The following is a 23,261-nucleotide window of genomic DNA, read 5'->3' on the forward strand; positions in this document are numbered from 1 at the left end:
GTCTTCATTAAGAGGATGTGATTGAGCGACATGAAAAAGGAATTAACCGCAGAGATACCCGGTGTAAACCAGCAACAGCGTGAGATCACCCGTCTGTGTATTCAGTGTGCGTTGCTGCTGCTACAGCACGGGGCGGAAAGCATGGTGGTGGAACAACTCTCGACTCGTTTGGGCCTGGCGCTTGGCATGGATAGTGTAGAAAGCTCCATCTCGGCCAACGCCGTGGTGCTTACCACCATCAGCAATGATGCCTGCCTGACCACCACGCGAAAGAACGTCGATCGTGGGATCAACATGCAAATGGTGACCGAGGTGCAGCACATTGTGATCCTGGCGGAACACCATTTGGCTGACGTCCATGACGTGGCGCGGCGCTTTGAAAAAATCCGTCCGCTGCGCTATCCGCGTTGGCTGGTGGTGCTGATGGTGGGGTTGTCCTGTGGCTGTTTCAGCATGCTCAACGGCGGCGGGCCAGATGCTTTTGCGGTCACCTTTATGGCCAGTGGTCTGGCGATGTTTGTGCGCCAGATGCTGACCGCTCGCCATATGAATCCGCTGATCAACTTTTGCCTGACGGCCTTTGTCGCCACGTCGGTCTCCGGCCTGCTGTTACGTGTGCCGTTTTTCCACCAAACCTCCAGCGTAGCGATGGCGGCCAGCGTGCTGTTGCTGGTGCCCGGTTTCCCGCTGATCAACGCGGTAGCCGATATGTTTAAAGGCCACGTGAATACCGGCCTGGCCCGCTGGGCGATGGCCAGTTTACTGACGCTGGCAACCTGCATCGGCGTGGTGATGGCGATGTCGCTGTGGGATTTACGGGGGTGGTCATGAGCCTGCTGTGGGCGTTGTTACAGGACATGCTGCTGGCGGCAGTACCCGCGCTCGGCTTTGCCATGGTGTTCAACGTGCCGCTACGAGCGCTGCGCTACTGTGCCTTGCTTGGGGCGCTGGGGCACGGTTCGCGGATGCTGATGATGCATTTCGGTATGAATATCGAATGGGGATCGTTCCTGGCCGCCATCCTGATCGGTATCATCGGCATTTACTGGTCACGCTGGCTGCTGGCGCATCCCAAGGTGTTTACCGTTGCGGCGGTGATCCCGATGTTCCCCGGTATTTCAGCCTATACCGCGATGATCAGCGTGGTGGAGATTTCACATTTGGGCTACAGCGAAGCCCTGATGTCGGTGATGATCTCCAACTTCCTCAAAGCCTGTTTTATCGTGGGAGCCTTGTCGATTGGCCTGTCGGTACCGGGTCTGTGGCTGTATCGTAAACGTCCCGGCGTTTAGGGCTTTTTCTAAGGATCTGGGATTATTGGAGTTTATGTTCAGAGCCGTCCGATATATGACTATCGCTCGATTCGTCTATCGACGGTGGCCGGGGCTTTACGTATAGTGTGAACAATTTTGCTGCCTATACAGGGTTAAACAATGATTATCAGCCTGATTGCTGCTTTGGCGGCGGATCGCGTTATTGGTATGGAAAATGCCATGCCGTGGCACCTGCCGGAGGATTTGGCGTGGTTTAAACGTAACACGTTAAATAAACCGGTGATTATGGGCCGTAAGACCTTTGAGTCGATTGGCCGCCCATTACCGGGCCGCCATAATATCGTGTTAAGCAGCCAGCCGGGTAAAGAACCTGGCGTGACCTGGGTGACTTCGCTGGAGGAGGCCTTGGCTGCGGCTGGCGAGGTGGAGGAAGTGATGGTGATGGGCGGTGGCAGCATTTATAGCCAGTTCCTGCCACGGGCTTCCCGGATGTATCTGACGCATATCGATACCGAAGTGGGTGGCGATACCTACTTCCCGGATTACGAGCCGGACGAATGGGAAACGTCGTTCAGCGCCTTCCACGATGCGGATGCACTGAACTCGCATGGTTACTGTTTTGAGATTTTGGAACGCCGCTAAGGCGGGTTAGCTATCAAATGGGCACCCTTGGGTGCCCATTGTCGTTTTAAGACGCTGCCAGCGTATCCGCGCCGTCTATCGCATCACGACGGTTGCTTGGCTGGGTAAAGTAGCGCTTGTCTTCCCAACGCAGTAGGGTCAAATCCCCACCCCAACAGCAACCGGTATCCAGACCGATGATCCCTTCCGGCGTACCTCTGCCTTCCAGTGATGCCCAGTGGCCGAAGATGATGCTGTATTCGGGATCGACCAGACGTGGCAGATCAAACCAGGGTTTCAGCGGAGCGGGAGCGGTGCCCGGCGCATCTTTGCAGATCATGTCCAACTGGCCGTTAGGGAAGCAATAGCGCATGCGGGTCAAGGCATTGGTGCTAAAGCGCAGGCGTGCCAACCCGCTCAGTTCCGGGCTCCAGTTGTTGGGCATGTCACCGTACATCGCATCCAGGAACAAGGGATAGCTGTCGCTGCTGAGTACCGCTTCCACTTCACGGGCACACATCTGTGCGGTCTCGATATCCCACTGTGGGGTAATGCCAGCGTGGCCCATGATCAGTTTGCGTTCATCATCTACCTGCAGCACCGGCTGGCGACGCAGCCAGTTGATCAACTCGTCAGCATCAGGCGCTTCGAGCAGGGGGGTCATGCGGTCTTTGGGTTTATTACGGCTGATACCGGCGTACACCGCCAGCAGATGCAGGTCGTGGTTACCCAGAACCATACGCACTGCCGGGCCGAGAGAGCGGACGTAGCGCAGCACTTCGAGCGAGCCGGGGCCACGGGCGACCAGATCGCCTGTCAGCCACAGTTGGTCTTGCAGGGGATCGAAATTAACCTGAGCTAATAGCGACTGCAGTTCATCGAAACAGCCATGAACGTCGCCGATAAGATATGTCGACATATTAGTGGATCAGCGTAGGGATGGCTAAACGGAACACCGGAATAGCGGTACGGAATGGCTGACCCTGTTGATCAACCATTTCATAGTGGCCTTCCATGGTGCCCAGCGGCGTTTCGAGTATCGCACCGCTGGTATATTGGAACTCGCTGCCGGGCTGGATAATAGGCTGTTCACCGATCACTCCCTCGCCCTGAACTTCAGTTTGCCGACCGTTACTGTTGGTTATCAGCCAGTAACGGCCCAGCAGTTGCACGTCAAAGCGCCCCAGATTACGGATGGTAACGGTATACGCGAAGACGTAACGTTCTTCCTCAGGTATCGATTGTGATTCCACATACACACTCTGTACCTGCACACATACACGGGGCGAATCAATCATGACAACTGCTCCTTTATTGCTGCTGCGCCTGCTGTTGTGAAAGCCAGTTTGCCAGCTTACAGTACTGCGCTACAGAAATATTCTCTGCTCTGAGCGTCGGATCGACGCCGAGTTCCGTCAACTGTTCCGGGGTGAAAAGATCGCCCAGGCTGTTGCGGATGGTTTTTCTGCGTTGGTTAAACGCCTGGGTGGTCACGCGGCTGAGCATACGCACATCGCCGACAATATTAGGCATCACCAGATGCGGTACCAGACGAACCACGGCAGAATCGACTTTAGGCGGCGGCGCGAATGCAGTCGGCGGCACTTCCAACACGGGAATAACGTTGCAGTAATACTGCGCCATCACGGTCAAGCGCCCGTATGCCTTGCTGTTTGGGCCGGCAACCAGACGGTTGACCACCTCCTTTTGCAGCATAAAGTGCATGTCGCGGATAGCTGAAGTATAGCTGAAAAGGTGGAACATCAGCGGCGTCGAGATGTTATACGGCAGGTTGCCAAACACGCGCAACGATTGGCCTTCCACGGCTGCCAGCTCGGCGAAGTTCACCGTCATGGCATCTTGCTGATGAATGGTCAGCTTGTCTTTCAGCTGTGGGTGATTGGCCAGGCGGGCTGCCAGATCGCGGTCAAGTTCAATCACCGTCATGCGATCCATCCGCGCGCCAACCGGTTCGGTCAAGGCTCCCAGGCCTGGGCCGATTTCAACCACCGCTTCGCCCGGCTGTGGGTGAATGGCTGAGACAATGCTATCGATGACAAACTGATCGGTTAAAAAGTTCTGTCCAAAACGTTTGCGGGCAAAGTGCCCTTGGTGGACTCTATTATTCATTGCTGTTAATTATCATTTTAATGGCGAGAGCCAAGGCCGTTTTGAAGCTGCCTGCATCGGCAGTGCCGCTGCCAGCCAGTTCCAACGCGGTACCATGGTCGACCGAGGTACGGATAAAAGGCAAACCGAGGGTGATATTCACCGCCCGACCAAACCCCTGGTATTTTAGTACAGGCAAGCCCTGATCGTGATACATCGCCAGCACCGCATCTGCATGTTGCAGATATTTGGGCTGGAACAGGGTATCCGCCGGGAGCGGGCCAATCAGCTGGATGCCGCGGCTACGCAGCACCTCCAAAGCCGGAATAATCACATCCAACTCTTCACGGCCCATATGGCCGCCTTCCCCCGCATGTGGGTTTAGCCCACAGACGTAAATCAGCGGGTGCGGAATGCCAAACTGGTTTTTCAGATCCCGATCGAGAATGGTGATCACTTCGAACAGGCTCTGTTGGGTGATGGCACCCGGGACTGCCAGTAACGGCAGATGGGTCGTTGCCAGAGCGACGCGTAGCTCCTCGGTAGCCAGCATCATCACCACGCGTTCACAATGGCTGCGATCGGCAAAGAACTCGGTGTGGCCGGTAAAGGCGACGCCAGCGTCGTTGATGATGCTTTTGTTGACCGGGCCAGTGACCAGCGCGGCAAACTCACCGTTCAGGCAACCGTCACAGGCACGAGCCAGAGTCTCTACCACATAGGCGCTGTTGGCGACGTTAAGTTCACCAGCGACCACGGCCGCAGGGGCTGTAACGGGCAATACCGTTAAGGTCCCGGCACGCTGTGGCTGTGCAGGTTGGCCTGGCTGGTAGTCGCGCAGCGCGAGCGGTAACGCCAACTGGCGGGCGCGCTCAAGCAACAAGGCCGGATCGGCGCACACCACCAGTTCAACAGGCCAATCCTGTTGCGCCAGTACGGTGACCAAATCCGGCCCAACCCCGGCAGGCTCGCCGGGGGTGATGACGATACGGTTATTGCGGTGCATTGCTTCCATCGAGGATCTTCACGTAAGCAGCGGCACGCTGTTCCTGCATCCAGGTTTGCGCTTCTTCGGCAAACTTGCGGTTAAACAGCATGCGGTAGGCACGATCTTTCTGCGCCGCATCGGTTTTATCCACCTGGCGAGTATCCAGTAACTGGATCAGATGCCAACCAAAGGAAGAGTGTACCGGCTCGCTGACCTGGCCTTTTTGCAGCTTCAGCAGCGCATCGCGGAAGGCAGGATCGTACATGTCTGGCGAAGCCCAACCCAGATCGCCGCCCTGCAGGGCAGAGCCTGGGTCTTGTGACAGCTGTTTAGCCTCGTCTTCAAACTTCGCTTTGCCGCTCTTGATGGCCGCAGCCACTTCTTGCAGCTTGGCGCGTGCCTGATCGTCGGTCATCACCACTGACGGTTTCAGCAGGATATGACGGGCATGCACTTCGGTCACGGAAATCGACTGGGTACCGCCACGGATATCGTTAACCTTCAGGATATGGAAGCCGACACCGGAACGGATCGGACCAACCACATCGCCTTTTTTGGCGCTGGACAGACGTTCTGCGAACAGCGTTGGCATTTCCTGCAGTTTACCCCAACCCATCTGGCCGCCTTTCAGCGCTTGTGAGTCGGCAGAGTAAGTGATCGCCAGTTTGCCGAAGTCGGCACCGCTGGTCGCTTCACCGGCCAGGCGTTTCGCCAGCGCTTCGGCTTCATCAACCTGCTTCTGCGATGGATTTTCTGGCAGCGGGATCAGGATGTGGCTGATGTTGATGTCGGTTTCACCGCCGTTCTGCGCGCCGACCTGTTTGGCTAACGCGTCAACTTCCTGCGGCAGGATGGTGACACGGCGACGCACTTCGTTGTTACGCACTTCCGAGGTCAGCATTTCCTTGCGGATCTGCGCACGGTAAGTGTTGTAGTTCAGACCTTCATACGCCAGGCGGCTGCGCAGTTGATCCAGGCTCATCTTGTTCTGGGCGGCGATATTGCCGATCGCCTTGTCCAGATCGGCATCGCTGACGGTGATCCCCATTTTTTGCGCCATCTGCAGCAGGATGTTATCCATAATCAGACGTTCAAGGATCTGGTGACGCAACGTATTGTCGTCTGGCAATTGCTGGCCAGCCTGCTGTGCGTTGAGTTTCACCGATTGCATCAGGCCGTTCACGTCGCTCTCGAGTACTACGCCGTTATCGACGACGGCGGCGACTTTATCCATTTGTTGCGGTGCTGCGAACGCGGTATTGGCACAAACCACCAATCCGAGAAGAAGCGTTCTCCAGTTCTTCATACATTTCCCGTTATCTGTTTCCGCAAATGCGGGTGAAAGTTGTTTTTTTTCAATTCGTTTATCAATATCAGAATGCGCGTTGGTAAGGCAGAATACCCGAGCGCAGCATTTCATTGGTGCCAAGGCTGTGATCGCTACTCAAGCCACGCAGTTCGACGTTGAATGAAACTTTGTTATCGTACTTGCTGACCTGATTACCGTAGTCCCAATCGGTGATCTTGCGCTCATAACCCACGTTGACCGCCCAGCAGCAGGTGTTATAACGCAGGCCGACCAACTGGTTGGCGGTTTGTTTCGCACGAGTATCGTAGTAATACGCCCCGACGACTGCCCACCGATCGGCAATTGGCCAACTGGCCACCAGACCAACCTGTGAAATACCGTCCTGATAGCCTGGGTTGCTGATATCCGGCAAGGTTGCCGAAATATACTCCGGGCTGGCATAACGGTAGTTCAACTGCACCATGCGATTCTGATCCTGACGATATTCCACTACCGCGTCACCTAACGCGACGCTGTCAAGACGGGTGTCGTATTGCACACCACCACGCAGGCCCCAGCGATCGTCAATCTTCCAATAGGTGTCACCAGCCCAGACGACGCTGCCGGTATCATCGCTATTATCAAAGTTGCTACTTTGATCCCCGGTCCGCGAGCGGCTCAGGTAGTAGATTTGACCTACGGAAACGTTAAAACGTTCAACCAGCGCATCATCATAAATACGCGAAGTGACACCGGCTGCCACACGGTTCTGCGAGGCTACGCGATCCAGGCCACTGTAGGAGCGGTCGCGGAACAGGCCCGAGTAGTCGGTTTGCAGCAGGGTTGAGTCATAAGTATAGATATTGCTTTGATCGCGATAAGGCACGTACAGATACTGCATACGTGGCTCGATGGTTTGGGTATAACCTTCTGACCAATCCATTGGGCGATCGAACACTACTTTGCCATCGGTCTTGAACTGCGGCAGAACGCGGTTGACCGAGTCTTCCAGATCGGGAACCGGGCTACCCGGGTTACGGCTGGCATAGTCGGCGGCAAAACCGTTTGGAATGGTCTGCTGGAAATGCGTTGCCATCAGTTTGGCTTCGGTATTCAGGCTACCCCAACTGTTGGCCAGCGGCAAATTGATCGCCGGTTCCACATGCCAACGAGTGGCTTTTGGGTTATTCGGGTTGACGCTGGTAAAGTTGGCAACCTGGCCGTAGGTGTGGAAATCAAACGGGCCGATATCCGATTTATAGTAGTTGAGATCCAACTGTGGCTGCGCACGGTAGGCGTTTTGGTTGCCCACCCCGCTGAAGATCTGGAACTGCTTGGAAGCCAACGTGGCATCCCAGTTCTCATCGGCATAACCGACGCTGAATTTCTGCGTGGCGTAGCCATCGGTGGTGGAGCCGTATTTGGAATCCAGGTCGGTGAAGTAATAAGGGTCGCTGACCTTGGTGTAGTCAATGTTGAAACGCCACACCTGATTCATGACGCCGTTATGCGCCCAGTAGAACAGCCAACGCTTACTGCTGTCGACATCCCCGTGATCTTTTTCGTACTGCCTATCGCTTGGCAGCCAGTCGAAGGCCATGGTACCCAGACCTGGTTGCAGCAGATAACGGAATTCGTTCTGCCACTGCAGGCCACGATTCGTCATGTAGTGCGGCGTGATGGTGGCGTCAAAGTTTGGCGCAATGTTCCAGTAATACGGCAACATGAATTCGAAGCCGTTATTACTGCCATATTTGGCATTGGGGATCAGGAAGCCGGAGCGGCGCTTATTGCCCACCGGCAGCTGCAAATAGGGGCTGTAGAACACTGGCACCTTGCCAATCTTGAAGCGGGCGTTCCACACCTCGGCCACTTCTTCTTCGCGGTCATGGATCACTTCGGAGCCCACTACGCTCCAGCTGTCATCACCAGGCAAACAGGAGGTGAAGGTGCCGTTTTCCAGGATGGTGTAGCGGTTTTGACCGCGCATCTTCATCTTGTCGGCGTCACCACGCCCCTGGCGGCCCACCATCTGATAGTCGCCCTGATAGACGTCGGTATCTTTGGTGTTCAGGTTTGACCAGGCTTTAGGGCCTTTCAGTTTGATCTGATTATCCGAGTAGTTCACATCACCGGTGGCGGTAACGGTACGGATAGGATCAGGCTGCCCGTCTTTTTGCGTCTGGTTCAGCTCAACCTGCTTCGCCGTCAGGGTGCTGTTACCCTGTTCGACGTTGACGTTGCCACTGAACAGCGCGCTGTTCGGGTAGTTGGCCTGCGAATCATCGGAAATGATGGTGACCGGCAGGCTGTTGGGATCGCCGCTGATCACGGGCTTATCATAAACAGGCACGCCGAGCATACATTGCTCGGCCAGATCTGCCAGCGCGTGCTGACTATAAATTGCCGTCCAAATCAACGTGGCCAGCAGTGTTGGGAAACTTTTTTTCATACGCGGTTTTGGTGTTCCGTCATCAGAGGCGTCATGTCCGGCAAACGGTCAGAGACTATATCACTCATCAGCGTTGCGCTAGTGTTAAATCCTGCCGTTCGATTGCGTCGTCGTTAGGCGCAGAGATAAATGACAGGTATGATAATCGAATTCTTGGAAAAAATCGCCTTAACCCTTGCGCGTACCGATAGGGATACACGGCTTATTACGGTTTGATAGTTGGGGAGTATATGCAGTATTGGGGAAAACTGCTCGGAGTGATTGTCGCCGTTTGGGCTGGCGGCGGATTCTGGGGTGTCGTGCTGGGGTTGATTGTTGGTCATATGATCGATACCGCACGTAATAACAAGCGCAGTCGGGGCTTCTTTACCGATCAGCAAACGCGGCAGACGTTATTTTTCCGCACCACTTTTCAGGTTATGGGGCATCTGACCAAATCGAAAGGGCGGGTAACCGAAGCCGATATCCAGATAGCCAGCCTGTTTATGGACCGCCTGCAACTGCATGGCGAGGCCCGTACCGCGGCGCAGCAGGCGTTCCGCGAAGGCAAGCACAGCCAGTTCCCGCTGCGTGAAACCTTGCAGCAGCTACGCAGCATCTGTTTTGGTCGCTTTGACCTGATTCGGATGTTTCTGGAAATTCAGATCCAGGCCGCGTTTGCCGACGGCTCGCTGCATCCGAATGAACGCCAGGTGCTGTATGTGATCGCCGAAGAGTTGGGAATTTCCCGCGCTCAGTTCGATCAGTTCCTCAGTATGATCGAAGGCGGGCGTCAGTTTGGCGGCGGCAGTTGGCAGGGGCAGCAAGGAGGCTACTCTCAAGGTGGCTACCAGCAGGCGCAACGTGGTCCAACGCTGGAAGATGCTTGCAAGGTACTGGGTGTTAACAGCAGCGACGATGCCACCACCATCAAGCGTGCCTACCGTAAACTGATGGGCGAGCATCACCCGGATAAGCTGGTCGCCAAGGGGTTACCGCCGGAAATGATGGAAATGGCGAAACAGAAAGCGCAGGAGATCCAGGCGGCCTACGACCTGATCAAACGCGAGAAGGGTTTTAAATAAGCGTAGGGGGCGTAGCGTGCGGCGCCCCTATAAACTCAGAAATCCGGCTCTACGCGAAAATGCATCGGGGTCTGGAATGCGGGATGAGTGATACGCAACTCTTGTGCGTGCAGTTGCAGGCGCGGTGCCATCGCCTTGGCCTCTGGTGGGGCGTAGAAGCCATCGCCGAGAATGGGGTGACCCAATGCCAGCATATGGACGCGCAATTGGTGTGAGCGCCCAGTGATGGGCAGCAGCTTGACCCGCGTGCTGCCATCCGCATCCCGGGAGAGCACCACATATTCGGTCTGCGCGGCCTTGCCGGTTTCGAAACAGACCTTCTGCAAGGGCCGGTTCGGCCAGTCGCAAATCAGCGGTAAATCCACCAACCCTTCATCCTGTGCCATATGCCCCCATACGCGGGCGATGTAGCATTTTTTCGGCTCGCGCTCGCGGAACTGGCGTTTAAGCTCCCGCTCGGCGGCCTTGTTCAATGCCACCACGATCACCCCGCTGGTAGCCATATCCAGGCGATGCACGGACTCCGCCGCCGGGAAGTCTGCCTGGATGCGCGTCATCAGGCTGTCCTTGTTCTCCGGGGCTCGGCCAGGCACGGAAAGCAGCCCGCTAGGTTTGTTGACCACGATGATGTGCTCATCCTGATACAGCACGTGCATCGGATCTTGCGGGGGATTGTAAGGTTCCATGTTAGCTCCGCTGAGAAGGGCAAACCGGGGAGCTTTGGCTCCCCGCTGTGTGGATCACTGGTGTGTCACTACTACCAGGCGAATAGCATCCAGCCGCCATCCCGCTTCGTTGAGATTAATCAGCACCTGCTTGCGGTTGAACTCCAGCGCTTCGACTTCGTCATCACGGATATTCGGGTTAACCGCCTTCAGGGCTTCCAGACGCGCCAGTTCGGTGCTCAACTTGTCATCGGCCTCTTGCTTGGCCTGCTCGATCAGAGCGCGCGCCTGCTCTTCCACCAGGCTTTCTGCCTGTTGCAGCATCACATGCACTTCTTGCTGCACCGCATTGACCAGCTTGCTGGAGGTGTGGCGATTGACCGCGTTCAACTGGCGGTTAAAGCTTTCAAACTCGACCTGCGCTGCCAGGTTGGTCCCCTTGCGATCCATTAACATGCGGATCGGCGTTGGCGGCAGGAAGCGGGTCAGTTGCAGGTGTTTAGGGGCCTGCGCCTCAACCACATACACCAGTTCGACCAGCAGAGTACCCACCGGCAGTGCCTTGTTTTTCAACAGGGAAACTGCGCAGCTCCCGGTATCGCCGGAGAGGATCAGATCCAGCCCATTGCGGATAATCGGGTGTTCCCAACTGACAAACTGGGCATCTTCACGCGACAGCGCCTGTTCGCGATCAAACGTCACGGTGCAGCCATCTTGCGGCAGCCCTGGGAAGTCCGGTACCAGCATATGGTCGGATGGCGTCAGGACGATCAGGTTGTCGCTGCGGTCTTCCTGGTTGATGCCGACGATATCGAACAGGTTGAGCGCAAAGCTCACCAGGTTAACGTCGTTGTCCTGCGCCGCAATGGCTTCCGCCAGCGCCTGCGCTTTGTCACCGCCGTTGGAGTGCATTTCCAGCAGACGGTCACGGCCCTGTTCCAGCTGCGTTTTCAATTGCTTATGCTGCTGGTTACAGGCATGGATAAACTCATCCAGACCTTCCTGCTCGGTAGGGGCGGCCAGATAGCCAATCAGTTGCTCATAGCAGCTGTCATAAATCGGCCGGCCGGTTGGGCAGGTGTGCTCGAAGGCATCCAGCCCTTCATGGAACCAGCGGCCCAGCACGGCCTGAGCGGTGTTTTCCAGGTAAGGCACCATGATCTGGATGTCGTGCATCTGGCCAATACGATCCAGACGGCCAATACGCTGTTCCAGCAGATCCGGGTTAAACGGCAGGTCGAACATCACCATCTGGCTGGCAAACTGGAAGTTACGCCCTTCCGAACCGATTTCGGAGCACAGCAGCACCTGCGCACCTTCTTCCTGTGAAGCGAAGTAGGCGGCAGCGCGATCGCGTTCGATAATGCTCAGCCCTTCGTGGAATACGGCGGCACGGATCGCTTCGCGTTCACGCAGCACCTGCTCCAGTTGCAGAGCAGTCGCGGCCTGGGCGCAAATCACCAGCACTTTCTCATGACGGTTGGCGACCAGATAATCCAGCAGCCACTCAACGCGCGGATCGAAGTTCCACCAGGTCGCATTCTCCCCTTCGAACTCCTGATAAATCTGTTCTGGGTAGAGCATGTCGCGGGCGCGGGCTTCGACGGTTTTCTTGGCGCTCATGATGCCTGACACCTTGATCGCCGTCTGATATTGCGTTGGCAACGGCAGTTTGATCTGGTGCAGGTGGCGGCGTGGGAAACCTTTTACGCCGTTACGGGTATTACGGAACAGCACGCGGCTGGTGCCGTGGCGATCCATCAGCATGGTGACCAGTTCCTGGCGTGCCTGCTCGCTGTTGTCGGTATCGCTGTTGGCCGCTTTCAGCAGGGGCTCAATGTCCTGCTCGTCGATCAGCTCACCCAGCAGGTTCAGCTTGTCATCCGCCAGGCGCTCGCCGCTCAGCAGCAGCGTCACCGCATCGGCTACCGGACGGTATTTCTGTTGATCGGTGACAAACTCTTGGTAGTCATGGAAACGGCTGGGATCCAGCAGGCGCAAGCGGGCAAAGTGGCTTTGCTGGCCAAGCTGCTCCGGGGTGGCCGTCAGCAGCAGTACGCCCGGGATGTGCTCCGCCAACTGTTCAATCACCTGATATTCACGGCTCGGCGCGTCTTCGCTCCAGGCCAGATGATGAGCTTCGTCTACCACCAGCAGATCCCAGTGGGCATCGGCCAACTGCTCAAGGCGCTGTTTGTTGCGACGCACGAAATCCAGCGAGCAGATCACCAACTGTTCGGTTTCGAACGGGTTGCTGCTGTCTAGCATCGCTTCGGAGTAACGGCTATCGTCAAACAGTGAGAAATAGAGGTTGAAGCGACGCATCATTTCAACCAGCCACTGATGTTGCAGGGTTTCCGGTACCACGATCAGCACACGTTCGGCGCGGCCAGCCAGCAGTTGCTGATGAATAATCATCCCGGCTTCGATGGTTTTACCCAGGCCCACTTCATCGGCCAATAGAACGCGCGGTGCATGGCGCTGGCCGACCTCGTAGGCGATATGCAATTGGTGCGGGATCAGGCTGGCGCGCATACCACGCAGGCCAGCGAACGGCAGGCGATACTGCTCGCTCTGGTATTTGCGGGCGCGGAAACGCAGCGCAAAGCGATCCATGCGGTCAATCTGACCGGCAAACAGGCGGTCTTGTGGTTTACTGAAGGTCAGCTTGCTGTCCAGCAGCACTTCACGCATAGCGACGCCGCTTTCCTGGGTGTCCAGACGCGTGCCGATATAGGTCAACAGGCCGTTATCCTCTTTGACTTCCTCCACCTGCAACTGCCAGCCTTCGTGGTTGCTGATGGTGTCGCCCGGGTTAAACATCACGCGGGTGATTGGCGAGTCGTTTCTGGCATAGAGGCGGTTTTCACCGGTTGCGGGGAAAAGCAGGGTGACCATGCGCACGTCAAGTGCTACCACGGTTCCCAGTCCCAATTCGCTTTCCGTATCGCTGATCCAGCGTTGACCAAGTGTAAAAGGCATAGTTTGTCGGCTCGATTCTTATTAAGTAAGTCTTGCTACCCGGCAGATAAGCCCTGGGTAACCTGTTTCAACTGCTGGCTATTCCCGGCATCTTGCCTGCTACCGCGTTGTTACCGGTTGGCGAGCTTTATTTTCATTTAGCGGGTAATAGCCTGTTACGCCAGACGTCTGGTGACGGCATGGCGACAACGATGTTGTGAATAGTGGTTCAGAATTTGGGAAGGGCGCTATGGTAATGGAAGGCGGCGCATTCGTCACCTGTAAAACCCGATGATTTTTTCTTCCCAAATGCCGACTAACACCAGTGAAAAGAAAGGGTTTCCCCATGGGGTGGCATTACCCTCTGTTTTGACCGCTCAGAACAGGCCTATCTGCCTGGTGACCAACGCCGAAAAATCGTCGTACAGGAAGGGAAGTATAGCGTCTGCCACCGGTTGCAACTGACGTTCGAGATAATGATCGTAATCGATCGCAGATTGCCGGGTTTCCAGAGGTTCTGGCCCGGCTAGCGTCATTACATAGCTGATCCAGCCACCGTTCTGATATTGCAGAGGCCGCCCCTGTTGACGATTATAGTCATCGGCCAGCCTGGCTGCACGGGCGTGGGGTGGGACATTGCGTTGATAGTCGTCCAGTTTGCGCCGCAGGCGTTTGCGGTATACCAGCCGGTCGTCAAATTCGCCGTTCAGCGTTTTGGCCACGTAATCGCGCACAAAGTCCTGATAGGGCTGGCGCTTGAAGATGCGTTGATAGAGCTGTTGCTGAAACTGCTGCGCCAGCGGGGTCCAGTCGGTGCGTACCGTTTCCAACCCTTTATACACCATCTCTTCACTACCGTCCGGTTTGCTGATCAACCCGGCGTAGCGTTTTTTGCTGCCCTGCTCGGCACCGCGGATGGTGGGCATTAAAAAGCGGGAATAGTGGGTTTCAAACTCCAGCTCCAGCGCATTTTCCAGCCCATATTGCTGTTGCAGATACTGCTGCCACCATTGATTGACGTGATCGAGCAGTTCGCGGCCAATCTCGGCGGCCTGCTGTTCACTGTGGGCCTTTTTCAGCCAGACAAAAGTCGAGTCCGTATCGCCGTAGATCACCTGGTAACCTTTAGCTTCGATCAACTCCCGCGTCTGGCGCATGATCTCGTGGCCGCGCAGGGTGATCGACGAGGCCAGCCGGGGATCGAAGAAGCGACAGCCGCTCGATCCCAGCACGCCGTAGAAGGCATTCATGATGATCTTGAGCGCCTGCGACAGCGGTTTGTTGTTGTGGCGCTTGGCCGCTTCGCGCCCCTGCCAGATCTGGCGAACAATCTCGGGAAGACAGTGTTTGGTGCGGGAGAAGCGAGCCTGGCGAAAACCCGGCACCGAGTTTTCATCATCCGGGTGCTGCATGCCTTCTACCAGCCCGACGGGATCGATCAGGAAGGTGCGGATGATCGACGGATACAGGCTTTTGTAATCCAGTACCAGCACCGAATCATACAGGCCGGGCTGTGAATCCATCACAAAGCCGCCGGGGCTGTGCTCTTCCGGCAACTCCCCAAGGTTAGGGGCCACATAGCCCTGACGATGCATGCGCGGGATATAAAGATGGTTGAAGGCTGCTACCGAACCGCCGCTGCGATCGGCCGCCAAGCCGGTCACGGTGGCGCGTTCGAGGAGGAAGGTCAACAGCTCGGTTTTGGCGAAAATACGCGTCACCAACTCGCAGTCTTTTAGGTTATAGCGGGCCAGAGCGGGTTTATCTTCGGCAAACCGGCGGTCTATTTCCGCCATCCGCTGGTAAGGGTTGTCGATCGATTTCCCTTCCCCAAGCAGCGTTTGCGCCACATATTCCAGGCTGAAGGACGGGAAGTTCCAGGTGGCCGATTTCAGCGCCTCGATACCGTCGATAATTAATCGCCCGGAGGCCGAGGCGAAGAAGTGGTTTTGCTTAAAGCCGTGCTCGCGCCATTCCAACAGGTTACCACCACGGCCAAAGCGCAGGGGGATCTGATAACGTTCGGCGTGTTTCTGCAGCACCCGCAGATCGAACTGCACCAGGTTCCAGCCGATAATGGCGTCGGGATCGTGCTGCTCCAGCCATTGGTTCAGGCGTTCCAGCATTTGTGGACGGCTGTTGCAGTATTCCAGCTCGAAATCCAGCGCCTCAGTGCCGCCGTTGGCCGGGCCGAGCATATACACTTGGCGCTGGCCACAGCCTTCCAGCGCGATGGAGTAAAGCTCGCCATGGGCGGTGGTTTCGATATCCAGTGATACCAGCTTTAAAGAGGGGCGATAGTCTGGGGCGGGCTTCATCTGGGCGTTGAGCCACAGGCCGTTACCGTCGGGTTGGCCGTTGAACCACACCGGGGCGGTGATAAAGCGCTCCATCAGATAGCGTTCCGGCGGGCGGATATCGGCCTCAAACACGTTGACACCCCCCTCTTTGAGCAGTTTTTCCAGCTTGATCAACTGACGATGCTGGCGGCAATAAAGGCCCATCACCGGACGGGAATGGAAATCCTGCAGTGGCAAGGGTTTCAGCTCGACATGCCGCTCTTCACGCAGCAGCAACTCGGCCCGCTGACGCTGTTCGGCGGGAATGAATGCCACGGAGGTCTGTGGGGCCAGCCGTAGCCGTTGTGGCCCGCTATCGGTTGCCAGCCAGAACTCAACTTCGGTACCGGCGGGCGTATCACGCCAATGGCGGGTGAGTAAGAAACCCTGTTGTAGAGATGTCACTAGTTTCTGAGCATCGGTGATCTATAGATGTTTATAGTATGGGTTTTTATACAGTCATTGTCTATTACTGGCCGGATTGGCTAAATCTACATACAATTCAACGATTGACTCCCCCTGGCCCGAGCCGGACAATCCTTCGCCCATACGTTTAGCTTACCAACAGAGGTTTAATGGAAGCCTATTTACAGCAGTTGATCACCCAGTCATTGGCTTTCACCCTGGTGGTGGTCATGTTGGTGGCGTTCCTGGAGTCGCTGGCGTTGGTCGGTTTGTTATTGCCGGGCACGGTGATGATGGCCAGCATTGGCGCACTGATCGGCAGCGGACAGGTGGACTTTTATATGGCCTGGGGAGCTGGCATTGTCGGTTGCCTATTGGGGGATTGGATTTCCTACTTTATCGGCCGGGCTTTCAAAGGACCGCTGCACCGCTGGTCGTTTCTGAAAAAGAACAAGGCGATGCTGGATAAAACCGAGCATGCGCTGCATCAGCACAGTGTCGTTACCATTTTGATTGGCCGCTTTGTGGGCCCGACGCGCCCGCTGGTGCCAATGGTGGCCGGCATGCTCGATCTGCCTCCCTACAAATTTGCCCTGCCCAATATCATCGGCTGCCTGACCTGGCCGCCGGTCTATTTCTTCCCCGGCATTCTAGCGGGGGTCGCGATCGATATTCCTGCCAGCGCCAACAGCGCGTTATTCAAATGGCTGTTGTTTGGCGTGGTGGTGCTGTTCTGGCTGGCGGCCTGGCTGAGTTGGCGCTGGTGGCGTGAAGGAAAGCGCAGTGCTGATAAGCTGACACGCTGGCTAACGCCGAAGCGGCTGCGGTTGGCCTGTATTGCTAGCTGGGTAGGGGCGCTGGTGTGTTTCTATTATATGCATCAGCAGGCGTTGATGCCGGTATATCGACATCTGCTGTGGAAAGTGCTGGCGGGCTGATTTCAGGCGTAAAAAAACCGACTGGTGAGGTCGGTTTTTTTATTTCCCGGTGTCGAGTGGGTAACTCTGACCGGTTGAAGCCGCATTCATCTAACAGGATCAATTTTATCTTTGATACCCTCTGATGTCAAAAGCTCAGAAATCGGATATCTAGTATGTCGTGCCTTGGACTGATTAAGATATAATCAGCGGGTTAGCTCTGTTGCTGTCTTTACTTCGGTGTGCGCATGTACATATTCAAGCCCTGGTCGGGTGTACGGGTGGTGCCGTTATCCGATGCTCTGGCCGGAGTGAAGCCGCATTCATCTAACAACTGAGTGCTGCGCTGTGACAGGCAATGTAAGGGTAAGCGGCGGTGGCTCACTCCATGTTATGGAGTAACCGGATGATTGATATCGATAAGGCAATCATCGTTCTTGGGGCGCTGATCGCGTTGCTGGAACTGATCCGTTATGTGCTTCAGTTACTGAACTGATAATGGAAACGTAGCTAAGGCCGGGGGCTAACCACTCCCGGCCTTTAACATTCAGCCGCGAAAGCTTACTGGAAGAACGCCTCCAACTGCTCAAACACCCGCATATCTTCGCTATGGCGTTTCACCTGTAATACATCCTCCAGCTTTTCAACCTGGCTGATCATCTGCACCAGGCGCTGATCGTCGGCCACCAATAGCCAAATACGGCTCTGGGTTCCATCTTTCAGCGGCATACATAAAATACCTTCCACGTTAAAGGCACGGCGGGCAAACAGGCCACAAACGTGGGTCATTACGCCCGGATGGTTCCGTACCGCCAACTCCAGGATCACCTGTGGATTCTTTTGTAGTGATTGCATGGCTTATTCTCCAATCATTTCGATGTTGGCGGCACCCGGTGGCACCATTGGGTAAACTTTTTCGTTGATATCGATCAGCGCGTGGATCAGGCAAGGGCCAGGGCGTTGGATCGCCGCCAGCAACGCGGCCTGTGGATCTGCCTCGGCATTCAAATCGCAGGTGTCCAGGCCAAACCCGGCGGCAATCTTCAGGAAATCGGTACGCTTTGGATAGGTGGCGGCAAAGATATGCTGTTGATAGAACAGCGTCTGCTGCTGGTGTACCAATCCCAAGGCCTGGTTGTTCATCAGGATGATTTTCACGTCCAGATTGTGTTCAACGGCGGTCGCCATCTCTTGAATATTCATCATCAGGCTGCCGTCACCGGAAAAACACAGCACCTTGCGCTGAGGCTCTGCCAGGGCTGCACCAATCGCAGCAGGTAAACCAAAGCCCATGGTGCCCAAACCGCCGGAGGTCAGCCACTGGCGCGGGCGGCTCAGTGGATACGCCTGGGCTACCCACATCTGATGCTGGCCTACATCGGTGGTGATAATGGCACTTTCGTCCACGCAGCGTGCTGCGGCTTTAACCAGCCCGTAATGGCTCAATGGATCAGCCACATTTGGCATGTTGATCGGGAATTCACGCTTCAGATCGTTAACGGTGTTCATCCATTCGGTACGCGGCTGTGCTTCGATCATCGGTAACAGCTGTTGCAGCACCTGGCCGACATCGGCATGGATGGCAATATTGGCCTGTTTAACCTTGCCCAGTTCGGCACGGTCGATGTCCACGTGGATAATTTTGGCGTTCGGGCAGAATTGCTCGGTTTTACCGATTGCCCGGTCGTCGAAGCGGGCGCCCAGCACGATCAGCAGGTCGGCTTCTTGCAGGATAAAGTTGGTGCTGCGCGCGGCATGCATCCCCAACATGCCTAATGACAGCGGGTGTTCTACCGGCATTGCGCCCAATGCCATCAGCGTCATGGTGGTTGGCAGGTTGGAGCGCTCGGCCATTTCCAGCGCCGGTTTATGGGCTTCTGCGCAGATGATGCCACCACCCAGATACAGAATAGGGCGCTTGGCCTGGTTGATCATTGCAGCAGCCTGTTCGACCTGCTTGCTATCAAAGGCCGGTGGGGCGTCTGGAACGGCCATTGGCGGTAACAAATCCCACTCAATTTCGGCGGTTTGCACGTCTTTCGGGATGTCGATCCACACCGGACCTGGACGGCCGGATTCGGCAATGCGGAATGCGTCGCAGATCACCTGCGGCAGATCGCTGATATCACGGACCAGGTGGTTGTATTTGGTGATGGGAATGGAAATGCCGTAGGTATCCACTTCCTGGAAGGCATCGGTGCCGATCATCGAGGAAGATACCTGGCCGGTAATGCACACCAGCGGGATCGAATCGAGCTTGGCGTCGGCAATGGCGGTCACCAGATTGGTGGCTCCTGGGCCGCTGGAAGCGATACAGACCGCCGCCTTGCCGTTGGTACGTGCCATGCCCTGCGCCATAAAACCGGCCCCTTGCTCGTGGCGGGCCAGCACGTGCTGGATGACGGTGCTTTGGCTCAGAGCATCGTACAGCGGCAGCGCTGCGCCACCGGGAATGCCTGCAATAGTGGTGATACCCTGACGCTCCAGCAGATGCACGATCAGCTGTGCGCCGGTAATACGTTGGCCTTGGTGTGGCGTGCCCGAAGTTGCCATGTGCCTATCCTTTTCTCTGGGCCGGTTAGCTTTTCTGGGCAGGGGGACTAAAACAAGAAACCCCGCCCGGTTTGCGCCGGCGGGGTTTGGGAATCGATGCGTTGATTCGGACCCTACGGCGCGTTGCCGACGACCACCACCACACGCACGACGACCACCGCGGCTGGTAGCGCGGTTGTTAGTAGGGTCGAGGTCAGCGAGGATGCGATCACAGGGAGCCTTATCATCAGTAGTAAAAAACAGAATTTTATAAAACCACAGGTGCAAAATTCGCACAACAGGTTTATTGGTTCAGCATAAAAAACGCGTAGTAGATCACGGTTTAACCGGAATACCCAGCACCTTGGCTTCCGGTGCGCTGCCGCTTACCAATGCCTGCGTTGGGCCGTCGTAATAAATCCGCCCATCCACGACCAGCAACGTACGCGGCGCGATGCGGGCGGCATCCTCAAGATTATGTGAAACCATCAGCAACGTGAGTTGGCGCTGGTCGCAGACGTTTTGCAGTAGTTGCAGCATCTCACTGCGCAGTGCCGGATCGAGTGCAGAGAAAGGCTCGTCGAGCAGCAGGATCGGCTGCTGGCGGATCAGGCAACGCGCCAAGGCTGCCCGCTGCCGCTGCCCGCCGGAAAGTTGCGACGGTAGGCGCTGCAGATGCCCCTCCAATCCGACCTGTTGGGCAATCTGTGCCAGTTGTTCCTGCTGTGCGGCGGTTAGGCGCAGGCCAGGATCCAGCCCTAGGCCGATGTTTTGCCTGACAGTCAGGTGGGCAAACAGGTTGTTTTCCTGGAACAGCATTGACACCGGGCGTTTGGCGGGGGGCGAAGCGGTATGATCGCTTCCGTTGAGCCACAGTTTGCCGCTGGCCGCCGGCAGAAAACCGGCGATCAGGCTGAGCAAGGTACTTTTGCCTGCGCCACTAGGGCCCAGCACCGCAACGTGTTCTCCCGGCTGAATGCGCAGGTCAAAACGCATCGGCAGGTGTTCGTACAGATAGGTCAGTTTTTCAAGCGTCAGCATGGCGGCCCGGTAAACGTTCAATCAGGGTAAACAGCAGGAAACAGAGCAGCAGTAGCAGCAGAGCGGTCACGGCCCCGTCGTTGCTGCGATATGCGCCAATCTGCTGATAGAGATAAAAAGGCAGGGTACGGAACTGCTCGTTGCCGAACAGCGCTACCACGCCGAAATCGCCAATCGACAGCACACAGGCAAAGGCCAAAGCCTGCGCCAGCGGGCGTTGCAACGCTTTCAGCTCGATCCAGCGCAGCCGCTGCCAGCCGTGGATATCCAGAGACAAGCATAGTGGATTATAACGCTCGGCCAGATCGCGCATCGGGTTTTCCAGCACTTTCAGCGCGTAGGGCACCGCCATCAATGCATTGGTGAGGATCACCAGCGCATAAGGCGATTGCGGTAGCCCAGTGGTATCGCTCAGCAACAGGAAGAAACCGGTAGCCAGCACAATGCCCGGCATTGCGAGGATCACCATGCCACTCAGTTCCAGCGTCTGTCCCCAGGCGGCCCGTTGCCGCAGCTTCAGCTCACGGCTGCTCCATAGCAGCATCATGGTCAATACCACGCACAAAATGCCCGCGCCTAGTGCGATACGTAGCGAGGTGAACAGGGCCTGCCAGAGAATGGGCTGTTGCAGCACGGTGACCAGCGTCTGGTTGGCACCATCGATGATCACCGCCAGCAACGGAGGTAGCAGTAACAGTAGCGCAGCGACAATAAATAGCGTATCGCTAATGCGCCGCCCCAGACTGTCCTGCGGATCGCGCCAGCGCTGGGCGTGGGTATGGCCAACCGGCAGAGCCTGGCTCAAACGCTGGCTGAGCACCACCAGCCCCAGGCAGCAAGCCAGTTGGATCAGCGCTAGCAGTGCCGCGCGGCTGAGATCGTAGTCGTAACTCAAGGCCTGATAGATCGCTAGCTCTATGGTGGTGGCCTGTGGCCCGCCGCCCAACGACAGCACGGTTGCAAAGCTGGCAAAACACAACATAAACACCAGTGCGCCGCTGGGGAGGATCTGGCGGCGTAACGCAGGCCATTCCACAAAGCGGAACTGCTGCCAGCCGTTCATCCCCAGCTGTGCGGCCAGTTGGCGCTGCTCGGTGGGGATGTTCTCCAGCGCCTGTAGCAGAAGGCGGGTGGCCAGCGGCATATTAAAGAACAGATGCGCCAGCAGGATGCCTTGCAGGCCATAAGGCGAAAAGCTGTAGTTCACGCCCAGCCAACCACACAGCGTTGCCAGCCAGCCTTGCCTGCCGTAGACGCTCAGCATGCCAAATACAGCCACCAGCACCGGCAGCACCAGCGTCATGGCGCACAGCCGCAGCAGCAGATTACGGCCAGGGAAGCGCCGCCGGTATAACGCTCGGGCCAGCCAGATGGCAGGCACCACCGAGATCACGGCAGAGAGTAGCGCCTGCCAAAAGGTAAAGCGCACTACATGCCACAGGTAGCTGTCTTGCCACAGGCTGCGCCAATCACTTTCTGGCGCATGACGCCACAGCGAGCCCATGGCCGCCAACGCGATCAGCAGGATCAGACCTGCGGCCATCAGCCCCGGCCATAACCAGCGGGGGATCAGTGGCTGACGGCAGTTTGCCATGCTCGGATCCAGTTACCACGCTGTTGTGCCACTTCCTCGGCACTGAATTGCAATGCCGTTTGCGGCACGCTCATCTGTTCGAAACCGGCGGGCAGTTCCGTCTTGATCACCGGGTACATCCAGTTGCCGGTGGGAATGGTGTTCTGGAAGGCCGGGGAGACCATAAACTGCATGAAGCGCTCGGCCAGTTCCGGCTGTTTGCTGGCCTTTAGCTTGCCAGCGACTTCGATTTGCAGGTAGTGGCCTTCGCTGAAGTTGGCCGCCGCATAGAGGTCTTTTTTCTCTTCGATCAGATGGTAGGCGGGGGAGGTGGTGTAGCTCAGTACCATGTCGCCTTCCCCTTTCAGGAACAGGCCGTAGGCTTCACTCCAGCCTTTGGTAACGGTGACGGTTTTCTTCGCCAACCGTTGCCAGGCAAGCGGTGCCTCGTCGCCATATACTTTCTGCATCCAGAGCAGCAGGCCAAGACCTGGTGTGCTGGTGCGCGGATCCTGATAGATGATCTTCAGGGGGCGATCGCTGCTTACCAACTCTTTCAGGCTGGTCGGCGGGTTCTTCAGCTTGTCTTTGTTGTAGACGAAAGCAAAGTAGCCATAGTCGTAGGGAACGAAGGTCTGGTTGTGCCAGCCACCGGGAACCGTGAGCTTGCTAGTATCGACTTGGCTGGCGGAGAACAGATCCGTTTGCTGCGCGGCTTGCAGCAGGTTGTTGTCCAGCCCCAAAACCACGTCGGCGGCGCTGTTTTTGCCTTCCATTCTCAGGCGATTGAGTAACGACACGCCGTCTTCCAGCGCCACGAATTTCAATTCGCAGTCACATTCGGCCTCAAAGGCTTTTTTTACCGCCGGGCCAGGGCCCCAGTCGGCAGCGAAAGAGTCGTAGGTGTAGACCGTCAGCGTTGGCTTGGCCAGGACGGGCATCGCCGCTAGCAGTAATAAACAGGGCAGGTATTTTTTGACCACTTTGCACTCCTAATAGTAAAGGGGGCAAAGGTATCTGAGGACTGGGTTA

Annotated in this window: 21 protein-coding genes; 6 read left to right on the forward strand and 15 right to left on the reverse strand. The window is 56.5% G+C overall.

Features of this window, described 5'->3' with window-relative positions:
* The first annotated feature begins 30 nt into the window (after nucleotides 1–30).
* The 3 genes from N6G83_RS40005 to folA all read left to right on the forward strand — a co-directional run bounded on the left by N6G83_RS40005 (nucleotide 31) and on the right by folA (nucleotide 1,916).
* Nucleotides 31–831: a threonine/serine exporter ThrE family protein gene (locus N6G83_RS40005; RefSeq protein WP_024527198.1), complete on the forward strand. Its 801-nt coding sequence runs from the start codon at nucleotides 31–33 to the stop codon at nucleotides 829–831.
* Complete coding sequence (locus N6G83_RS40010; RefSeq protein WP_065683562.1) at nucleotides 828–1,292, forward strand: threonine/serine exporter; 465 nt, start codon at nucleotides 828–830, stop codon at nucleotides 1,290–1,292. The genes N6G83_RS40005 and N6G83_RS40010 overlap by 4 nt, the downstream gene beginning before the upstream one ends.
* 141 nt (nucleotides 1,293–1,433) lie before the next feature.
* Nucleotides 1,434–1,916: a type 3 dihydrofolate reductase gene (gene folA / locus N6G83_RS40015; protein ID WP_024527197.1), complete on the forward strand. Its 483-nt coding sequence runs from the start codon at nucleotides 1,434–1,436 to the stop codon at nucleotides 1,914–1,916.
* Nucleotides 1,917–1,962: 46 nt separating this feature from the next.
* On the opposite strand, the gene apaH is transcribed toward folA, so the two are convergent.
* From apaH to lptD, 6 genes are all read right to left on the reverse strand, one after another.
* Entirely contained in the window at nucleotides 1,963–2,814 is an 852-nt protein-coding gene (gene apaH / locus N6G83_RS40020) for a bis(5'-nucleosyl)-tetraphosphatase (symmetrical) ApaH (RefSeq protein WP_024527196.1), read from the reverse strand.
* Nucleotide 2,815: 1 nt separating this feature from the next.
* Nucleotides 2,816–3,193, reverse strand: a complete 378-nt coding sequence (apaG, locus tag N6G83_RS40025; RefSeq protein WP_024483557.1) for a Co2+/Mg2+ efflux protein ApaG — start codon at nucleotides 3,191–3,193, stop codon at nucleotides 2,816–2,818.
* A gap of 13 nt (nucleotides 3,194–3,206) precedes the next feature.
* A complete protein-coding gene (gene rsmA / locus N6G83_RS40030) occupies nucleotides 3,207–4,025 on the reverse strand; it encodes a 16S rRNA (adenine(1518)-N(6)/adenine(1519)-N(6))-dimethyltransferase RsmA (protein WP_021179275.1) in 819 nt (272 codons plus the stop codon).
* Nucleotides 4,018–5,010: a 4-hydroxythreonine-4-phosphate dehydrogenase PdxA gene (pdxA, locus tag N6G83_RS40035; protein WP_211135871.1), complete on the reverse strand. Its 993-nt coding sequence runs from the start codon at nucleotides 5,008–5,010 to the stop codon at nucleotides 4,018–4,020. The genes rsmA and pdxA overlap by 8 nt, the downstream gene beginning before the upstream one ends.
* A complete protein-coding gene (gene surA / locus N6G83_RS40040) occupies nucleotides 4,997–6,298 on the reverse strand; it encodes a peptidylprolyl isomerase SurA (RefSeq protein ID WP_074028468.1) in 1,302 nt (433 codons plus the stop codon). Before surA ends, pdxA begins: the two co-directional genes overlap by 14 nt.
* A gap of 67 nt (nucleotides 6,299–6,365) precedes the next feature.
* On the reverse strand, nucleotides 6,366–8,732 hold the full coding sequence (lptD, locus tag N6G83_RS40045) for an LPS assembly protein LptD (RefSeq protein WP_074028469.1): 2,367 nt from the start codon (nucleotides 8,730–8,732) through the stop codon (nucleotides 6,366–6,368).
* Nucleotides 8,733–8,962: 230 nt separating this feature from the next.
* On the opposite strand from lptD, the gene djlA reads away from it, so the two are divergent.
* A complete protein-coding gene (djlA, locus tag N6G83_RS40050) occupies nucleotides 8,963–9,796 on the forward strand; it encodes a co-chaperone DjlA (protein WP_024527192.1) in 834 nt (277 codons plus the stop codon).
* Nucleotides 9,797–9,831: 35 nt separating this feature from the next.
* Here djlA and rluA read toward each other — a convergent pair whose 3' ends face one another.
* The 3 genes from rluA to N6G83_RS40065 all read right to left on the reverse strand — a co-directional run bounded on the left by rluA (nucleotide 9,832) and on the right by N6G83_RS40065 (nucleotide 16,166).
* The gene (rluA, locus tag N6G83_RS40055; RefSeq protein WP_024483552.1) at nucleotides 9,832–10,482 is read right to left on the reverse strand and encodes a bifunctional tRNA pseudouridine(32) synthase/23S rRNA pseudouridine(746) synthase RluA; all 651 of its coding nucleotides are present in this window, start codon (nucleotides 10,480–10,482) and stop codon (nucleotides 9,832–9,834) included.
* A 54-nt stretch (nucleotides 10,483–10,536) separates the two neighbouring features.
* Complete coding sequence (gene rapA / locus N6G83_RS40060; protein ID WP_024483551.1) at nucleotides 10,537–13,443, reverse strand: RNA polymerase-associated protein RapA; 2,907 nt, start codon at nucleotides 13,441–13,443, stop codon at nucleotides 10,537–10,539.
* Nucleotides 13,444–13,799: 356 nt separating this feature from the next.
* Complete coding sequence (locus N6G83_RS40065; RefSeq protein WP_211134508.1) at nucleotides 13,800–16,166, reverse strand: DNA polymerase II; 2,367 nt, start codon at nucleotides 16,164–16,166, stop codon at nucleotides 13,800–13,802.
* A gap of 170 nt (nucleotides 16,167–16,336) precedes the next feature.
* Between N6G83_RS40065 and N6G83_RS40070 the strand changes: the two genes are divergently transcribed.
* Nucleotides 16,337–17,104: a DedA family protein gene (locus tag N6G83_RS40070; protein WP_024527190.1), complete on the forward strand. Its 768-nt coding sequence runs from the start codon at nucleotides 16,337–16,339 to the stop codon at nucleotides 17,102–17,104.
* A gap of 385 nt (nucleotides 17,105–17,489) precedes the next feature.
* The gene (gene dinQ, locus N6G83_RS40075; RefSeq protein ID WP_138106268.1) at nucleotides 17,490–17,579 is read left to right on the forward strand and encodes a damage-inducible type I toxin DinQ; all 90 of its coding nucleotides are present in this window, start codon (nucleotides 17,490–17,492) and stop codon (nucleotides 17,577–17,579) included.
* A 65-nt stretch (nucleotides 17,580–17,644) separates the two neighbouring features.
* On the opposite strand, the gene ilvN is transcribed toward dinQ, so the two are convergent.
* From ilvN to thiB, 6 genes are all read right to left on the reverse strand, one after another.
* Nucleotides 17,645–17,938, reverse strand: coding sequence for an acetolactate synthase small subunit (gene ilvN / locus N6G83_RS40080; RefSeq protein WP_024527189.1), 294 nt, complete (start codon nucleotides 17,936–17,938; stop codon nucleotides 17,645–17,647).
* Nucleotides 17,939–17,941: 3 nt separating this feature from the next.
* Nucleotides 17,942–19,636: an acetolactate synthase large subunit gene (gene ilvB, locus N6G83_RS40085; RefSeq protein ID WP_024483548.1), complete on the reverse strand. Its 1,695-nt coding sequence runs from the start codon at nucleotides 19,634–19,636 to the stop codon at nucleotides 17,942–17,944.
* A 113-nt stretch (nucleotides 19,637–19,749) separates the two neighbouring features.
* Entirely contained in the window at nucleotides 19,750–19,863 is a 114-nt protein-coding gene (ivbL, locus tag N6G83_RS40090; protein WP_193569011.1) for an ilvB operon leader peptide IvbL, read from the reverse strand.
* Nucleotides 19,864–19,951: 88 nt separating this feature from the next.
* Nucleotides 19,952–20,656 (reverse strand): thiamine ABC transporter ATP-binding protein ThiQ, encoded by a 705-nt coding sequence (gene thiQ, locus N6G83_RS40095; protein ID WP_024483547.1) that lies wholly within the window; start codon nucleotides 20,654–20,656, stop codon nucleotides 19,952–19,954.
* Nucleotides 20,643–22,250 (reverse strand): thiamine/thiamine pyrophosphate ABC transporter permease ThiP, encoded by a 1,608-nt coding sequence (thiP, locus tag N6G83_RS40100; protein ID WP_074028475.1) that lies wholly within the window; start codon nucleotides 22,248–22,250, stop codon nucleotides 20,643–20,645. Before thiP ends, thiQ begins: the two co-directional genes overlap by 14 nt.
* Complete coding sequence (gene thiB / locus N6G83_RS40105) at nucleotides 22,226–23,212, reverse strand: thiamine ABC transporter substrate binding subunit (protein WP_211134507.1); 987 nt, start codon at nucleotides 23,210–23,212, stop codon at nucleotides 22,226–22,228. The genes thiP and thiB overlap by 25 nt, the downstream gene beginning before the upstream one ends.
* Nucleotides 23,213–23,261: the final 49 nt, after the last annotated feature.

Source organism: Serratia sp. PL7, assembly GCF_945957435.1.

Coding starts and splice junctions, on each gene's coding strand:
- N6G83_RS40005 (WP_024527198.1), top strand. CDS start 31: ATGAAAAAGGAATTAACCGCAGAGATACCCGGTGTAAACCAGCAACAG.
- N6G83_RS40010 (WP_065683562.1), top strand. CDS start 828: ATGAGCCTGCTGTGGGCGTTGTTACAGGACATGCTGCTGGCGGCAGTA.
- folA (WP_024527197.1), top strand. CDS start 1,434: ATGATTATCAGCCTGATTGCTGCTTTGGCGGCGGATCGCGTTATTGGT.
- apaH (WP_024527196.1), bottom strand. CDS start 2,814: ATGTCGACATATCTTATCGGCGACGTTCATGGCTGTTTCGATGAACTG.
- apaG (WP_024483557.1), bottom strand. CDS start 3,193: ATGATTGATTCGCCCCGTGTATGTGTGCAGGTACAGAGTGTGTATGTG.
- rsmA (WP_021179275.1), bottom strand. CDS start 4,025: ATGAATAATAGAGTCCACCAAGGGCACTTTGCCCGCAAACGTTTTGGA.
- pdxA (WP_211135871.1), bottom strand. CDS start 5,010: ATGCACCGCAATAACCGTATCGTCATCACCCCCGGCGAGCCTGCCGGG.
- surA (WP_074028468.1), bottom strand. CDS start 6,298: ATGAAGAACTGGAGAACGCTTCTTCTCGGATTGGTGGTTTGTGCCAAT.
- lptD (WP_074028469.1), bottom strand. CDS start 8,732: ATGAAAAAAAGTTTCCCAACACTGCTGGCCACGTTGATTTGGACGGCA.
- djlA (WP_024527192.1), top strand. CDS start 8,963: ATGCAGTATTGGGGAAAACTGCTCGGAGTGATTGTCGCCGTTTGGGCT.
- rluA (WP_024483552.1), bottom strand. CDS start 10,482: ATGGAACCTTACAATCCCCCGCAAGATCCGATGCACGTGCTGTATCAG.
- rapA (WP_024483551.1), bottom strand. CDS start 13,443: ATGCCTTTTACACTTGGTCAACGCTGGATCAGCGATACGGAAAGCGAA.
- N6G83_RS40070 (WP_024527190.1), top strand. CDS start 16,337: ATGGAAGCCTATTTACAGCAGTTGATCACCCAGTCATTGGCTTTCACC.
- dinQ (WP_138106268.1), top strand. CDS start 17,490: ATGATTGATATCGATAAGGCAATCATCGTTCTTGGGGCGCTGATCGCG.
- ilvN (WP_024527189.1), bottom strand. CDS start 17,938: ATGCAATCACTACAAAAGAATCCACAGGTGATCCTGGAGTTGGCGGTA.
- ilvB (WP_024483548.1), bottom strand. CDS start 19,636: ATGGCAACTTCGGGCACGCCACACCAAGGCCAACGTATTACCGGCGCA.
- ivbL (WP_193569011.1), bottom strand. CDS start 19,863: ATGATAAGGCTCCCTGTGATCGCATCCTCGCTGACCTCGACCCTACTA.
- thiQ (WP_024483547.1), bottom strand. CDS start 20,656: ATGCTGACGCTTGAAAAACTGACCTATCTGTACGAACACCTGCCGATG.
- thiP (WP_074028475.1), bottom strand. CDS start 22,250: ATGGCAAACTGCCGTCAGCCACTGATCCCCCGCTGGTTATGGCCGGGG.